12 protein-coding genes and 1 pseudogene are annotated in these 15742 nt (G+C 70.8%); all 13 read right to left on the reverse strand.

The features are described from left to right. Positions 1–110: 110 nt before the first annotated feature. The 13 genes and pseudogenes from AC5DRG_RS48270 to AC5DRG_RS48330 all read right to left on the reverse strand — a co-directional run bounded on the left by AC5DRG_RS48270 (position 111) and on the right by AC5DRG_RS48330 (position 15223). Positions 111–1700, reverse strand: coding sequence for a serine hydrolase (locus AC5DRG_RS48270; protein ID WP_491806664.1), 1590 nt, complete (start codon positions 1698–1700; stop codon positions 111–113). A 48-nt stretch (positions 1701–1748) separates the two neighbouring features. Next, complete coding sequence (locus AC5DRG_RS48275; RefSeq protein ID WP_491806665.1) at positions 1749–2714, reverse strand: DUF1152 domain-containing protein; 966 nt, start codon at positions 2712–2714, stop codon at positions 1749–1751. A gap of 107 nt (positions 2715–2821) precedes the next feature. Continuing rightward, complete coding sequence (locus AC5DRG_RS48280) at positions 2822–4186, reverse strand: FAD-dependent oxidoreductase (protein ID WP_491806666.1); 1365 nt, start codon at positions 4184–4186, stop codon at positions 2822–2824. Between the two features lie 126 nt (positions 4187–4312). Beyond that, positions 4313–4745 (reverse strand): annotated as a pseudogene (locus tag AC5DRG_RS48285) (cytochrome P450); the annotation flags it as partial. A gap of 509 nt (positions 4746–5254) precedes the next feature. After that, positions 5255–6427, reverse strand: coding sequence for an esterase-like activity of phytase family protein (locus AC5DRG_RS48290; protein ID WP_491806667.1), 1173 nt, complete (start codon positions 6425–6427; stop codon positions 5255–5257). Further along, complete coding sequence (locus tag AC5DRG_RS48295) at positions 6424–7386, reverse strand: ABC transporter permease (protein ID WP_491806668.1); 963 nt, start codon at positions 7384–7386, stop codon at positions 6424–6426. The genes AC5DRG_RS48290 and AC5DRG_RS48295 overlap by 4 nt, the downstream gene beginning before the upstream one ends. Next, positions 7386–8519, reverse strand: coding sequence for an ABC transporter permease (locus AC5DRG_RS48300; protein WP_491806669.1), 1134 nt, complete (start codon positions 8517–8519; stop codon positions 7386–7388). Before AC5DRG_RS48300 ends, AC5DRG_RS48295 begins: the two co-directional genes overlap by 1 nt. After that, on the reverse strand, positions 8516–10096 hold the full coding sequence (locus tag AC5DRG_RS48305) for an ABC transporter ATP-binding protein (protein ID WP_491806670.1): 1581 nt from the start codon (positions 10094–10096) through the stop codon (positions 8516–8518). The genes AC5DRG_RS48300 and AC5DRG_RS48305 overlap by 4 nt, the downstream gene beginning before the upstream one ends. Before the next feature lie 16 nt (positions 10097–10112). Then, positions 10113–11207: a BMP family lipoprotein gene (locus AC5DRG_RS48310; protein WP_491806671.1), complete on the reverse strand. Its 1095-nt coding sequence runs from the start codon at positions 11205–11207 to the stop codon at positions 10113–10115. Between the two features lie 88 nt (positions 11208–11295). Continuing rightward, entirely contained in the window at positions 11296–12012 is a 717-nt protein-coding gene (gene deoD, locus AC5DRG_RS48315; protein WP_491806672.1) for a purine-nucleoside phosphorylase, read from the reverse strand. Continuing rightward, positions 12012–12773 (reverse strand): glutamine amidotransferase, encoded by a 762-nt coding sequence (locus AC5DRG_RS48320; RefSeq protein WP_491806673.1) that lies wholly within the window; start codon positions 12771–12773, stop codon positions 12012–12014. The genes deoD and AC5DRG_RS48320 overlap by 1 nt, the downstream gene beginning before the upstream one ends. A 58-nt stretch (positions 12774–12831) precedes the next feature. Next, positions 12832–13890: a LacI family DNA-binding transcriptional regulator gene (locus tag AC5DRG_RS48325; RefSeq protein ID WP_491806674.1), complete on the reverse strand. Its 1059-nt coding sequence runs from the start codon at positions 13888–13890 to the stop codon at positions 12832–12834. Further along, positions 13880–15223, reverse strand: coding sequence for an amidohydrolase (locus AC5DRG_RS48330; RefSeq protein WP_491806675.1), 1344 nt, complete (start codon positions 15221–15223; stop codon positions 13880–13882). Before AC5DRG_RS48330 ends, AC5DRG_RS48325 begins: the two co-directional genes overlap by 11 nt. Between the last annotated feature and the right edge of the window lie 519 nt (positions 15224–15742).

The following is a 15742-nucleotide window of genomic DNA, read 5'->3' on the forward strand; positions in this document are numbered from 1 at the left end:
GGCGGGACTCCGCCCCCAGAATGGTCCCGGCGGACAGGGCCTGCCCACCATCCGCATCGGGGTGGGCCCTGTCCGCCGCACCGGCGCCCGCGCGCCCGGACGGCGGGGACCTAACCCCGGGTGAAGGTGCCCAGACCGTTCTCGTCGAAGGCCTCGACCGTGACGTGGGTCGCCTTGCCGTCCGAGTCGCCGCGGAAGGTGACACCGGAGAGCCCGCTCGCGTTCTCGCCCACCGTCTCGAAGCTGAAGACGTCTCCGTCGTAGTGGGTCAGACGGAACTTCATCGGTTTCGGCCCCAGTTGCATGGTGAGGACGCCGTCCGAAGCGGTGACGGTCAGCGGGCCGTAGTAGTCGTTGTCGTACGTGCCCGTGTAGGTGTCCTCGGAGCGGGCGGCGGCCGCGTCGTCGGGGGGCTTGGTGTAGTCGGTGGGAGAGCGGGCGGCCTGCTCCTCGTGCTCGTAGACCTGGGCGACCAGGTTCAGCCAGTCGGCGGTCGGCTTGCCGTGCTGGGCCGTGTCGAGGAAGTTCAGGGCGATCGAGTCGGCGAGACCGACCGGCTCGCCGTTGGTGAGGACGACGATCCCGAGCCGCTCGCCCGGCAGCATGGTCACGTTGGTGTTCGCGCCGAGCGCGAAGGCGCCCGAGTGGCTCAGGCGCAGGCGGCCGAGATCGTCGTAGCTCACGTTCCAGCCGAGCCCGTAGAAGCCCGCGCGGCCCGCGGGTGCGGGCGGAGGCTGGGAGACGATCGCGGGTACGTGGGTGCGTTCGAGGGGTTCCGCGGCGATGATCTGCTCGCCGCCCAGCTTGCCGTTCGCGAGTTGCAGACGCAGCCACAGGGACATGTCGCGGGCGGTGGAGCTGGCGCCGCCCGCGGGTGCCTGGGCGTCGGCGTCGCGTACGTACTTCGCGTCCCAGGTTCCGTCGGCATCCCGGACGTGGGTGACGGCCTTGTCCTCGGCCTTCTCGTAGTCGCTGAAGCGGGAACTGGTCGCGTTCATGCCGGCCGGCGAGTAGAGGGTGTCCTCGGCGAGCTTCTCCCAGCTGGTGTCCTTGGCGTTCGCGACCGCCTTGCCGGCGGCGGTGACGCCGTAGTTGGTGTACGCGTAGGAGGCGCGGAACGGCGTCAGCGGCTCGTGGCGCAGGTGCTGGAGGATGTACGTCCGGTCGTACCCGAGGTCCTCCAGCAGGTCGCCGGCGTGGTCGGGCAGGCCGCTGCGGTGCGCGAACAGGTCCGCGACCGTCACGTGTCCGGTCACCCACGGGTCCTTGAGGACGAAGCCGGGCACCTGCTCGGCGACCGGGTCGTCCCAGCCGATGGCCTTGTCGCCCACGGCTCCGGCGACGACGGTCGACGCCAGGGGTTTCGACAGCGAGGCCAGCTCGAACACCGTGTCCGGGCCGACCGTCGGGGACTCACCGGCATGCCGCTCCCCGAAGCCCTTCAGGTAGACGACGCGGTCCTGGTACACGACGGCGACGGCCACTCCCGGCACTCCGGTCTTGTCCATCCCGTCCCGGACGATGCCGTCCAGCTTGCCGACGGCGTCGTCGACCTGGGCCTTCGTGAGCTGGGGCGGTGGCTGCGGCGGGGGAGCGGCGGCGCCGGCGGACGTGGCGCACGCGACGAGGAGGAGGGGAGCCAGGGCCGCGGCGGCCCGCGCCTTCCTGCGGTGGTGTGTCGCCTCACGCCGAACACCCATGGTCACCATTCAAGCCCCGGCCACGGCTTTTGTCCTGCTGGGGGCCCGTCAGTGCGGGTAGGCGCGGGGCTGGCGCCGGCGCGGCAGCTCGTCCCGGAACTCCTCGATGATCGAACTGATCTGCCGGGTGAGCGAGGTGCTCTCCAGCCGGTCGAGGTAGAGGTTGCGGCGGGCGAGGCCCACGGCGTCCACGCAGAAGTACAGGGCCATCAGCGGGTTGATGAACAACTCGCTGTTCGTGGTGCGTTCGGTGAACTGGACGTCGCCGAAGTCACCGCGTACGGCGGCCGCTATCGAGCCGTTGACGATGCTCGGGTACTCCGGAGTGGACCGCTGGGCGTGGGCCACCGCGTCGAGGTAGAGGGCACCCTCCTCGCTTCCCGGCGAGAGGGAGAACGCGCCGAGGTAGGCGCCGTCGCGTTCCAGGGCGGCCAGGTTCTCCAGCACCAGGGAGTGGTTGACCCCGTGGTAGGCGTCGACGCCGAAGCCCAGACACGCCACCAGCCGGTGCGACACCTCGGCGAGACCGTTCACCGCGGACAGGCTGGCCATGTCCTCCTCCGGAGTACCCAGTCCGTGCTCGTCGCCGCGCATGAGGATGTCGGTTCCACCGTCCACCAGCACGATGGCGTCGACGCCGCCCAGATGCTCGACGAGCGCGCGATACGCGGCCCGCAGCGGCCGCACACCGACCCGGGAGAGCGCGTACACCGTGGACGGCAGGCCCCGCAGTTCGAGCCAGCGGGCGAGCGAGCGCTCGGGGAAGTAGTCCCCGCGGGCCGCCGTGTCGGGCCGGACGGCCGCGACGTCCTCCTCCAGCCACACGTCCAGGTCCAGGCCGTACAGGTCGGCGAAGGACAGATTGGCGAGATGGACCTCTTTGCCGGCCGAGCGCAGTGCGAGTGCCAGGGGAAGCCCGGCGTAGATGTCGAAACCACCGCCCGCACCAGCGACGAGTATCCGCCGCGCGTCGCGCAGCCTGGTGAAGAGCGGGGGTTCGTGGAGGGAGAACACCGGGGGACGCTAACAGACCTTTGGGATCACGGGAGTTGAATACGGGGACGGGGTCGGAGGCATGGCCTCCGACCCCTTCGCCGACAACCCTCGATCAGGGATCAGGCTTACGCGCCGCTCGCCCGGAGCATGTCCTCACGCTCGACGAGCTTCACGCGCTCGCGGCCCTGCGGCTCGCCCAGGGCCTTCTCGGCGGCGTCCAGCTTGTACCAGCCCTCCCACGTGGTGAAGCGGACCTCGCGCTCCGCCAGGAAGGCGTCGACGGCCTCCGGAGCGGGCGCGACCGGCTCGTGCAGACGGCCGCCCGCGTAGTCGGCGAGCAGGTTGGAGACCGTCTCGTTGGCGTCGCCCTTGGTGTGGCCGATCAGGCCCACGGGGCCGCGCCGGATCCAGCCCGTGACGTACGTCGACTGCACGTGCTCGCCGGTCTCGCCGATGACCCGGCCGCCCTCGTCCGGGACCGTGCCCGAGTCGATGTCCCAGGGCAGCTTGGGCAGCTTGTCGGAGAGGTAGCCGACGGCGCGGTAGATGCCGGTGACGTCCCAGTCCTTGAACTCGCCGGTGCCCTTGACGTTGCCCGTGCCGTCGAGAGCGGTGCGCTCGGTGCGCAGGCCGACGACCTTGCCGTCCTCGCCGAGGATCTCGGAGGGCGACTCGAAGAAGTGCAGGAACAGCTTGTGCGGGCGGTCGCCGACGTCGCGGATGGCCCAGTTCTCCAGGGTCTTGGCGACCATGTCGGCCTGCTTGTTGCCGCGCCGGGTCTCGATCGAGCCCTTGTCGTAGTCGATGTCCTCGGGGTCGACGATGACCTCGATGTTGGGGGAGTGGTCCAGCTCCCGCAGCTCCATCGGGGAGAACTTCGCCTGGGCCGGGCCACGGCGGCCGAACACGTGGACCTCCAGGGCCTTGTTGGCCTTGAGCCCGTCGTACACGTTCGCCGGGATCTCGGTCGGCAGCAGCTCGTCCGCCGTCTTGGCGAGGATGCGCGCCACGTCGAGCGCGACGTTGCCGACGCCGAGGACGGCGACCTTCTCCGCCTCCAGCGGCCAGGTACGCGGCACGTCCGGGTGACCGTCGTACCAGGAGACGAAGTCGGCGGCGCCGTAGGAGCCGTCGAGGTCGATGCCGGGTATGGACATGGCCCGGTCGGCCGTCGCGCCCGTGGAGAAGATCACCGCGTCGTAGAAGCTGCGCAGATCGTCCAGGCTGATGTCGGTGGGGTAGTCGACGTTGCCGAAGAGGCGGATCTGCGGCTTGTCGAGAACCTGGTGGAGGGCGGTGATGATGCCCTTGATCCGCGGGTGGTCGGGAGCCACGCCGTAGCGGATGAGCCCGAAGGGGGCCGGCATCCGCTCGAAGAGGTCGATGGACACACCGGGCTCGGCGGCCACATCGGACTTCAGCAGCGCGTCGGCGGCGTAGATCCCGGCGGGGCCGGCTCCGACGATGGCTACCCGCAGGGGGCGGGGCATGTTCAGGTTCCCTTCGAGCGATGACAGGCGACTCGTCGGCAACCCTAAACTAAGGCAAGCCTAAGTCAGTACGGGGGTCCGATCTATGGGCTCATAAGCCTGGCTTATGGGGTGTCGTGGTGTCGTTTATCCACGGCCGAAACGCAGGGGGAGTGCGGCCAGGGTGAGATCGGGGCGGTGCGTGAGCAGGACCCGCAGGTGCCGCAGCTGTTTCGGTACGGGCCAGGGGTGCGCCGAGGCAGTGACGCAGACCGTGGCCGAAGCCGAGGTGCCCCCGCTCCTGTCGTCGTAGGTCGAAACGGTCGGGGTCGGGAAAGTGGTGCGGATCACGTGAGGCGGCGGCCGGCGACACCTGCACCCCGTCACCGGCTGGTATGCGGGCGCCGATCAGGTCCGGGTCGGCGCGGAGCAGGTCGAACTGGTCCGGGTGCGTGAGGAGGGCGTGGACGGTCGCCGAGATCAGGTTCACGGTGGTCTCGTGGCCGGCGACGAGGATGAGGAAGGCCATGCCGGTCAACTCGTCGGTGTCGAGGGCGGGTTGGCCGGGATCGGGTTCCGCCGTGAGCTGGTGCTTTCCGGGACGGTCGCGGTGCCGCGGGTTCGTCGGCGCCGTCGTAGGGGTAGTTCTCGGTGAGTGCCCCGAGCGAAACGCCGCGCGGTGTGTCTGCGGTTGTCTGTGACGCTCCCTCGGGCGGCGCTGGTACGGGCGTCAGGGCCGGCTGGAGCGGGAGCGCCGCAAGCTGATGGAGTGGCTTCTTCAGGTGCCGGCAGCGGCAGTGCCTGACTGGAGAGTCCATGAGTGGCTGAGCGGCCGGGTCAGCGAGCGCGAGGACCGACTGCCCGACCTGCAGCGAGTACGACGACCACACCATGCAGCGGTCACATGATCCGCCGGACAGTTCCCGGTGCTCATGGCTCCGGACTCGTGTGTTCCGCGGAGCTGGGACAGCCCGTCCGCGCGGTACACGATGACTTCGCACCGCTCTCGACAACCGCACCGCCTCCGCGGCGAGCGAACTGTCGTCGTCGAAGCGGCGGATCCTGTGGTGCCGCAGGCCCGGCACGCCGTCAGATGCCGTGAGCCGCGAAGGCGATGAACTGGGTCACCTGGCGTGCGGCGAAGTTGTCGTCGGAGACCAGGACGACGGTGCGGTGGCCGTCGGGGAGTCGGGGGCCGAGGGTAATGCCCTCGACGTTGTCGACTCGGGTCAGCCCGGGGACGTCGGACAGATCGGTCACGAGCGTTTTGCCCACGGGCTGGACGGGTTGCGCGGACGTGTCGGCGAGGGAATCGCGGCCGAGGACGTCGGTGGCGCCGTGGAGGTCGACCAGATAGATGCGGGCCTTCCAGTTGTTGTCGCTGTAGATCGAGGCGCGTTCGAGGACCAGGAAGCGGTCGCGACCGACGGCCACGATGTCGCTGACGCCGTTGGTGTCGGTGCTGCCCGCGGGCGGCGTGGCGAACAGTGGTTCCAGGGGGTAGGCGTACTGGGCCAGCGGCTGTCCGGTGTGTGCGTCGTGAACCGTGATGCGGGTGAGCGCGCCGTGCTCGGAGGTGGGGTCGTCGCCGTCCTGGTAGAGGGGGTCTTCCATGGCGGTGACGATCCGCCGTCCGTCCGGGGTGAAGGTGACTCCTTCGAGGGTCTGGTTCTTGCGGGGGCCGAACTCCTGGGAGTTCATGTGCAGTTGCGGGGGCAGTGGGAGCTGTCCGGTGTAGGCGCCGGTCGTGGTGGCTCGGCGGATCCAGGGATCGCCGAGGAGGGCCGGTCCGTCGGACGGCACGATGCGCTCGCCCTCGCTCGTCCAGGCCAGACTGCCGTCGCGCGGGTCGACGGCGATGCCCTCCGGGTCGGGCGCCACAGTGGAGGTGGCGGTCGAGGTGGGTGGGAAGGTGGTGCCGTCCGGGCGGAGCCAGGGGTGGGTGCCGGTGAGTTCTATGCCCTTGAGGGCGTCGTGGGTGAAGTCGATGTGAGCGGTGTAGAAGCGGGCCGGGCCGGTCTGCGACCGGTCGTCGCTGATCAGGTAGTACGTGCCCGTCTTCGCGTCGTAGCTGACGGCGGACAGCCCGCCGACGGTGGTGCCCTGGAAGGCCATCGCGTTCGGCAGTTCCCGCTCGCCGAGGAAGTCCAGCCGTACGCCGCTGTCGTGGGCGGCGGCAGCCGGGGTGCCGGCCAGGGCGGGGAGAGCGGCGAGGACGACGGCGGTGGCGATGATCCGGGCGCGGGCGGCGCGGATGCTCATGTGGTCTCCAAGGTGGGCAGGGCGGCCAGTGGTGGGGGAGCGGCAGCGGTTCGTGACGTGCGGCGGCGGCGCCAGGCGAAGAACGCGAGTGCCAGCAGGGTGAAGACGTACGGGATCGCGGAGACCAGCTGGGACGGGATGTCGAGGTTGCCGAGCTGGACGGCGAGGGCCTCGGCGGTGCCGAAGCCGAGGGCGGCGAGGAAGACGCCCCAGGGGCGCAGGGCGCCGAGGAAGACGGCGGCCAGGGCGATGTAGCCGCGGCCGGCGGTCATGCCGGTGACGAAGAAGGACACGGCGCCCATGCTCAGGAACACTCCGGCCGCCCCGGCCAGTGCGCCGCTGAGCGCGAGTGCGCGGAACCGGACCCGGTGGACGTGGATGCCGACCGAGCGGGCCGCTTCGGGGTGCTCGCCGACCGCGCGCAGGTGGAAGCCGAACCGGGCCCGGTACAGCAGCCAGGCGACCGCCGGGGTGGCGGCGAGGGCGGCCCAGGTCAGCACGTTCTGTCCGCTGAGCACCGCACCGAGGCCGGGAACGTCCTCGACCAGGGGCAGGCGGACGGAGGGCAGCGCCCCGCTGTGCAGCCGGCTGGTCCCGCCCTTGTCGCCGAGGAGCGCGTACACGGTGTACGCGGTCGCGCCCGCGGCCAGGAGGTTGAGGCCGATGCCCGCGATGATGGCGTCCGCGCCCAGGTGCAGGTGCAGCACGCCGAGCAGCAGCGCGAGGAGCGCGCCGGCGGCGATCCCGCAGACGGCTCCGGCCCAGACCGAGCCGCTGTACCCGGCGACCAGCGCACCGGTGCAGGCGGCCGACAGCATCGAGCCCTCCAGGGCGATGTTGGGCACTCCGGCCCGCTCGGCCAGCAGCCCGCCGAGGGCGGCGAGGACGTACGGCGTCGACACCCCGAGGATCGCCGCGAGAAATCCGGTGCTCAGTACGACATCGAGGACGGGACCCATCAGCGGGCCTCCCTTCGGGCGAGGTACCGCTTGACGAGTTCGGGCAGTGCCCGGGCGGTCACGAGCAGCACGATGACCGCCTGGATGATGGTCACGGCCTCGGAGCCGACATCCGTCTGCTGCTCCATCACGTCGCCGCCGACGCGCAGGTAGGAGTAGAGGAGCGCGGCGGCGACCACGCCGACCGGGTTGTTGCGGCCCAGCAGGGCCACGACGATGCCCTCGAAGGCCAGGCCGCCGGCCATGTCCGGCTGGAGCCCGCCGTAGATCCCGAGCGCGAGGTGCGCTCCGGCCAGTCCGGCCAGCGCGCCGCCGATGACGAAACTCCACTCGATGGTGCGCGGCACGTCGAGGCCGCCGTACCGGGCGAAGTCAGGGTTGGAGCCGGTGATCCGGATGCGGTAGCCGAGCGGCGTCCTGGCGAGCAGGAACCACACGGCCGCGGCCACCGCGAGCATGCCGAACAGCCCGATGTTCGCCTGGTCCAGGGGGACGCCGAAGAAGTCGGAGAGGAGCGGCAGCGCCGAGTCGGGGCGTACCGGGGCGGACTGTACGGCGCTGCTGTCGGGTGCCTTGAGATGGTCGGTGAGGAGATAGTCGAAGACCCGTACGACGACGGCGTTCAGCATCAGCGTGGCGACGATCTCGTTGGCGCCGAGGCGGGCCTTCATCACCCCCGGTACCGCGCCCAGCGTGGCCCCGGCGAGGGCGGCGGCGCCCAGCGGGACCAGGACGGCGGCGACGGGCGGCAGATGGAGGTTGATCGCCACCAGGGCGCTCGCCAGGGCACCGGCGTACACCTGGCCCTCCGCGCCGAGGCTGATCTGCCGGGCCCGGAAGGGGATCGCCACGGACAGGCCGAGCAGCGCCAGGGTGGTGGCGTCGGCGAGCCAGCGGCCGATCCGGGGGGTGCGCTCCAGCGGGCCGGTGAGCAGGGCGTTGAGTGCGCCGGTGGCGTCCTTGCCGGTGGCCAGGACGACCACGAATGCGATGAGGACGGCCACGGCGACGGTCAGCACCGTCATCGTCAGCTCGACGACCACCGTACGGCGCCGGGTGGCCAGGAACTCCCGGCGGCCCTGCGTCTCGGGCCGGCTCTGCTCCTCCGCCGCCGGTTCCAGGATCGAGGTCATCGGACACCCGCCGTGATCCGCTCGTCCGGATGCCGCTCCACACCGAGCATGTACAAACCGGTGGCCTCCTCGGTGAGTCCGGCCGGGTCGTCGAAGCGGGCGACGAGGCGGCCGTCCTTGATCACCAGCAACCGGTCGGAGAGCGCAAGGAGTTCACCGAGGTCGGCGGAGACCAGCAGCACCGCCGCGCCCGCGTCACGGGCTTCGAGGAGCCGCTCGTACATGAAGTGCATGGCGCCGATGTCGACGCCTCTGGTGAGCTGTGCGGCCAGCAACAGGCGTGGCCGGGCGGACAGTTCGCGGGCGACGACGACCTTCTGCAGGTTGCCGCCGGACAGTGCCCCGGCCGCCGCGTCGGGGTGCGGGACGTGGATCGCGTAACGGCCGATCAGGTCCTCGGCCAGCTCGCGGATGCGACGGGTGCGCAGGAAGCCGCGGCGGGCGACGGGGGGCCGGTCGTGGCGGTCGACGATCAGGTTGTCGGCGATGGAACGGTCCAGGGCCGCCCCGTTGGACAGCCGGTCCTCGGGTACGTGGGCGATGCCGGCCCGGCGGTGGCCGGCCGCGTCGAGGTGGGTGACATCGGCGTCGTCCACGGTGACCGATCCGGCGGTGGGGCGGCGCAGTCCGGCGAGGAGTTCGACGAGTTCGGTCTGGCCGTTGCCCTCGACGCCCGCGAGGCCGACGATCTCACCGGCCGCGATGTCGAGGGACACGCCGTGCACCGACGGGCCCGCGAGTCCGCGCACCCGCAGCACGCGCTGCCCGGGCCGGGCCGGGGGCTTCGGCACGTCGAGGGACATCTCGCGGCCGACCATCATGGACGCCAGCCGCGCGGACGTCGCCTCCTCGGTGCGTACGGTGCCTATCACCGACCCGGCGCGCATCACGGTGACCCGGTCGCTGATCTCCCGTACCTCCTTGAGCTTGTGCGAGATGAACAGCACGGTCATGCCCGAGTCGCGCAGCCTGCGGACCGCCGCGAAGAGGTCGGTGGTCTCCTGAGGCGTGAGTACGGCGGTGGGCTCGTCGAGGATCAGGATGCGGGCGCCGCGGTGCAGGGCCTTGAGGATCTCGGCGCGCTGGCGCATCCCCACGGACACCGCGTCGACCCTGGCCTCCGGGTCGACGGCGAGCCCCGCCTCCTCGGCCAGCGCGGCCGTACGTTCGGCTGCGGCGGCGCGGTCGACCCGGCCGGCCCGGCCCGGCTCGACGCCGAGGACGACGTTCTCGGCGATGGTGAACGACGGGACCAGCATGAGGTTCTGGTGGACCATGCCCACGCCCAGGGCGATGGCATCCTGCGGCCCGGTGAATCCGACCCGCCGTCCGTGCACGCTGAGATGCCCGGCCGACGGCCGCTCAAGTCCGTACAGCAGCTTCATCAGGGTGGACTTGCCGGCGCCGTTCTGTCCGACGATCGCCCTGATCTCGCCGCCGGGTACCACCAGGTCGACGTCGCTGACGGCGCGGGTGCCGTTGGGGTAGGTCTTGCCGAGGCCCACGGCCTCCAGGGCGACCGGGGCCTTGTCGAGCGTCCCGTCCACGGTCTCGTCGGTTTTCTCCATGGGTTCCACCAGCGTTCCTCGGAGGTCAGAAGGCCGAAGGGACCTTGACGGCACCGGACTTGACCTTCGTGGCCTGCGCCTTGAGCTCGGCGCGCACGGCGGCCGGGACGAGCGTGTCGAAGTTGGCGTTGTCCACGTAGCCCACGCCGTCCTCGGCCAGGCCCACGGCGGCGGGCTTCCCGTAGGCCAGCGTGCCGGCCTTGTTCGCCTTGGCCGCCAGGTAAAGGGCGTTGCCGGCGTTCTTGAGGATCGAGGTGACGACCGTCTGCCGCTGGTCGGGATCGGTGAGCGTCTTGTACTGGTCGGAGTCGACGCCGAAGGCGTACCGCTTGGTGGCTACGGCCGACTCGAAGACGCCGAGGCCCGAGGACCCGGCGACGGGCCACACCAGTTCGGCTCCCTGCCCGTACATCGCCGAGGCGATCTGCTTGCCCTTGGCCGGGTCGCCGAACGGGTTGTCGCCGCCGACGTACTGCACGAGGACACCGGAGGAGGGATTCCCGCCCGCCGCCTTGAAGCCTGCCTTGAAGCCGATGACGAAGTCCTCGATGACCGGTATCTTCACCCCGCCGATCACGCCCACCTTCCCGTTGCCGGCACTGCCGGGAAGAGCCTTGGCGGCCACCAGTTTGTCGGCGAGGAATCCCGCAAGATAAGCGGCCTCGTTCTGCTTGAAGGTGACGGAGTAGACGTTCGCGCACTTGTTGGAACAGCCGCTCTTGCCCGTGTAGTCGACGGATCCGTCGAAAAGCCAGAACTTCTTGTCCGGGTACTCCGGAGCCAGTTCGGAGACGAAGCCGACGGTGTCGACGGTGCCCGCGGCGAGCACGTCGTAGTCGTCGCCGGCGGCGGCGTCCTCGAAACCGGAGGACCACTTGGTGCGGTCGCTGCCCAGCTCGACGACCTTCAGGCTGTAGCCGAGGTCCTTCTCCGTCTTCTTCAGGCCCGCGTACGCCGAATCGAAGAAGGAACGGTCACCGAGGTTTCCGTTGATGACGAACTTGATTCTCAGCTTTCCGGATTTCCCGGACGAGGCGGAATCCGTGGCGGTCGACGCACCGCATCCGGCGAGGGTGAGGGAGAGCGCCGCGACGGCCCCCAGAATTCTGCTCTTGTTCATCGTCTGGATTTTCTTTCTCTAGCGGGGCCGGTCTTTGTCATTGGCCGAAAGCTATGCAATGCAAAACGTTTTGGCTATGGCCGTCGTGTTAGGAAATTGTTTCCGCGAGCAGTGCGGTGGCCGCGATGGTGACGGCATGGTCGAAGTCCGTCTCGCGTTCGGCGGGAGTGAGCGCCTCCGCGTGGCGCACATGGTCGCTGACCGTGAGCACGGCGAGCGCGTGGCCGCCCTCGGCGGCGGCGGTCGCGTAGAGGCCCGCGGCCTCCATCTCCACGGCCAGCGTGCCGTGGGCCTTCAGCCGCTCGAACAGCGCCGGGCGCTCCAGGTAGAAGTGGTCGGTGGTGAACACGGGCCCGACATGGACGTGCCGTCCGGTCCCGGCGGCCTGTGCGGCGGCCGCGGCCAGGCGGAAGGAGGCGGTGTGGCTCAGGTGCACCCCGTCGATACGGTGGCTGCCCATCGCGGAGTCGGTATGAGCGGCGGTGGCCACGACGACGTCCCGCAGCCCCACCGAGGCGGGTATGCCGCCCGCGGTGCCCACCCGCGCGATGGTGCGCACGCCGTAGAACCGGAACAGCTCGGTGGCGTAGATCGTGACGGACGGCATCCCCATGCCGGAGGCCAGGACGGACAGGGGCACGCCTCGGTAGGTTCCGGTGTATCCCTCGATGCCGCGCACATCGGTGACCAGCCGGGCGTCCTGGAGGATCGTTTCGGCGATACGGCGTGCCCGGCGCGGGTCGCCGGGCATCAGCACGTCCGGTGCGAAGTCGCCGGGGCCGGCCGAGAGGTGGGGGGTGACCATCAGGCGACGTCCCCCACCGGGGCCTGCGCCAGCCAGCGGACCAGCCGGTCCCACAGTTCGGGGTAGCCCTTCCAGTCCAGGAAGGCGGGCGGGGCCCAGTGCGGTGCCAGGTCGGAGGTGAAGGCCGCCGACCTTCCCGCACCGTAGCCGCCCACGGCCAGCAGCGGATGGCCCGCGCACTCGACGAGGAGCTCCGCTCCGTCCCGTACCGACACTTCGTTGAGGCCGAGCAGATCCGGCCAGGTCCCGTCCATCCCGTCGACCACCTGGTGCCGGGCGACGACCCGCGGTGGAGCCCCGGCGGGGAGCTCCACCCGGTCGTCCCGGTCGTGCAGACCGACCGGCAGCGCGGCCGCCAGCGGCGTTCGCCCCCAACGGGCCTTGGCGTCGATGCCGGTGAAGGTGAGATAGCCGCCCACCATCAGCAGGCCGCCGCCGCGCTCGACGTAGGCCCGCAGCAGTTCCGTCCGGTCCGGCGTGGGCACCGAGCGGGCGAAGGTGTCCGGCGTGAGCTGGAAACTGTTGGCCCCGACGTCGCTGATCACCACGACGTCGTAGGGCTTCAGTCCCTCGGCCGTGGCGGGCAGCCTGCTCGGTATCTCGTGCGCCGGAACGTACGTCACCGTGTGGCCGCGGTCGCGCAGCGAGTCGAGGAAGACCTGGGCGCCTTCGACGTACTCGGAGGTGAAGAAGGAGTCGAACCCCTTCTGATGGACGGAGTGGGTGAACCAGGACTCACCCACGACGAGGACATGGGGCATCGCGGAACGACCTTTCATGCGAGGTGTGCGTGGTGGCGGGGCGACGGCAGCGCCCCGCTCAGGGGGCCGGGCGCACGGGCGCCGTACTGGCGCGGACCTTCAGCTGGACCGGCAGGATGTGCCGGGAGGCGGGCGGCACCTCGTCCCGGTGGACGTAGCTCAGGAGCTGGGCGCCGGCCGTGCGGCCGACGTCGTAGGCGGGCTGGTGGACGGTGGTGAGGCGGGGGTGGACACGGGAGGCGAGCATGATGTCGTCGAAGCCGGCCACCGAGACGTCGTCGGGGACGCGCAGGCCCGCGTCCTCCAGGGCGGCGACCGCGCCGAGCGCCATCAGGTCGTTGGCGGCGAACACCGCCGTGAAACGGCGCGGGCCGCCGTCCTCCAGGGCCGCGGCGACCAGGTGGTAGCCGGACCGCTCGACGAAAGCGCCCTCGACCTCGGTGACCCCCGCGTCACCGAACGCCTCCCGGAAACCGGCGATCCGCTCCAGGCTGCTGACCAGGTCCACCGGGCCGCTGATCGCCAGCACCCGGCGGTGGCCCAGCTCCCTCAGGTGCTGCCCGATCAGCCGGCCTCCCGCGCGGTGGTCGGCGGTGACCAGGATGGTCTGCTCCAGCAGACCGGGGACGACCTCGTCGGCCAGGGCGATGGGGAACCGCCCGAGCAGCGACGCCAGCCGGCCATGGGAGGGCGGCGATCCCGAGGCGTACACCATGCCGTCGATGAACCGGCCGCGCAGCAGTTCCAGATAGCGGTCCTCGCGGTCGGGGTCGAACTCCGTATTGCACAGGATGACCCCATAGCCCAGGTCGTGGGCGGCGTCCTCGACCCCCTTGGCGAGTTCGGCGAAGAACTGGTTGGTGATGTCGGGCACCAGCAGCCCTATGACGTTGGTCGAACCGGCCTGGAGATTGCGGGCCGTCGAGGCCGGTACGTAGCCGAGCCGGCTGACGACCGCGCGGACCCGGTCGGCCGTCTCCTCCGCGACCGGCCGGTTGCCGCTCAGCACGTGCGACACGGTGGTCGGGCTCACCCGGGCGGCGGCGGCCACGTCCTTGATCGACGCGGGCCGCCGCAGCCGGCGGCGCCCCCCGTCCTCGTCCTGCTCACGGGTCATAGTGCTGCACCGCCCTGCCGTGCGAGGTGTCAAGGAGCGCGGGCACACGTGCCTCGATCTCGGCCAGCAGCCCCGGCAGGTCCACCGTCAGCAGCCGGCCGTCGCGCACGACGACCCGTCCGTCGACCACGACCGTGCGCACATCGCTCGCCCGCACGCTGTAGACCAGGGCCGCCACCGGGTCGTGCACCGGTCGGCAGTGTGCTCCGCCCAGGTCGACCAGCACGATGTCCGCGGCCCGGCCCGGCTCCAGTGCGCCGATCCGGTCCCCGAGCCCGAGCGCCCGGGCCCCGCCGCGCGTGGCCAGCCGGACCGTGTCGGAGACCGTCATCCAGGTGGCGTCCCGCTCGGCCTGCTTCTGGGTCAGCGCGACCAGCCGCATCGCCTCCCACACGTCGAGCGTGTTGTGTCCGGCCGCCCCGTCCGTCCCGGCCCCGACGGCGACTCCGGCGTCCAACAGGCTCCGAACCGGAGTCAGCGGACGCAGGGCGTGCTTCAGATACACCTTGGGGCAGCAGGCCACGCCCGTACGGTCCCCGTACACCCCCAGCAGCGGCAGGTCGTCCGGGGTGATGCCGCAGCCGTGTGCGATCAGCGCGCCCGCGTCCAGCACACCGGTCCGCTCCAGCACCCCGATGGGGCTGATGCCACGCCGCGCGAGGCTCGACTCGGTCTGTTCCAGGTGCTCGGCGGCGTGGATGTGGATCCGTAGGCCCAGGTCCCGGGCCAGCTCCGCGACCCGGACCAGATCCGCGTCCTCGACGGTGTACGGCGCGTGTGGGCCCAGCGACGCGGTGATCCGTCCGTTGCCCGCGCCGTGCAGGGCGGCGGCGGTCCCGGCGCTCTCCTCCAGGGCCGCGCGGCCCCGGCTGCTGAAGAAGGTCGGCGCGATGTCGGCCCGGATTCCGGTGCGCACGACGGCATCGGCGATCCGCTCGGCGTGGAAGTAGTGGTCGGCGAACGTGGTCACCCCGCTGAGCAGCATCTCCGCACAGGCCAGCTCCGCGCCGAGGCCGATGTCGGCAGGGGTGAGGTTGGCCTCCATGGGCCACACCCGCTCGTTGAACCAGTCCTCGACGCTCACGTCCTCGGCAGCGCCGCGCATCAGCACCATCGGGCCGTGAGTGTGGGCGTTCACCAGCCCGGGCACGGCGACCAGTCCCGTGCCGTCAACGGTCTCCGCCCCGGCTGCCTCCGGCCCGGAGCCTGCCGGGCCCAGCCAGGCGATCACTCCGTCCTCGACCAGGATGTCCTGGTCCGTCTCCACTCGGCAGGAGCCCCACTCGGGCACTACGAGCACCGAGCAGGACGTCACCATCAGTCGGCGCATCATGCGGATCCTTCCGTCCGAACCGGACGCTAAGGATCCAAAACGTTTTGCACAACCCCTGCAATGTTGAGTCCCTCAGCTCGTGTGCGGCTCGGGAAGCGCGCTGTCGCTCATGAGGGGTCCACCTGCAGCGCGGTCACGCCCACACCCGACTGGCGGCCGGTTTCGGCGTCGGCATCACGACGGTCTGTCGGTACGTGGCTGAGCCGGTAGAGGTTTGGGTGGTCCCGGCCAGTTCCTGGCCACCGCGGTCAGCGGCAACAAGTTCCTTTGCGGGCCTTGTTCAGCTCTACGCAGATGCCCGCCTGCGTGCTGCCCGAGTACGGCACCGGACACTGCTCGGTCTGCTCCACGTCATGTCTGACCATCGGCAGCCGATTCGTCACACACGTCCGGCCTGTTCCTGCTCGTCCTTGGCCCAGTCGCCAGGCGGGCAACACACTGTCCGGCCACCCAGCGCGGGCGTGATCTCCTCCCCGCTAGACGGTGCCCGACAGGTCGGCTGGGCTGCCACCGTCATGT

The sequence above is a fragment of the Streptomyces sp. JLBG701 genome (assembly GCF_058544905.1).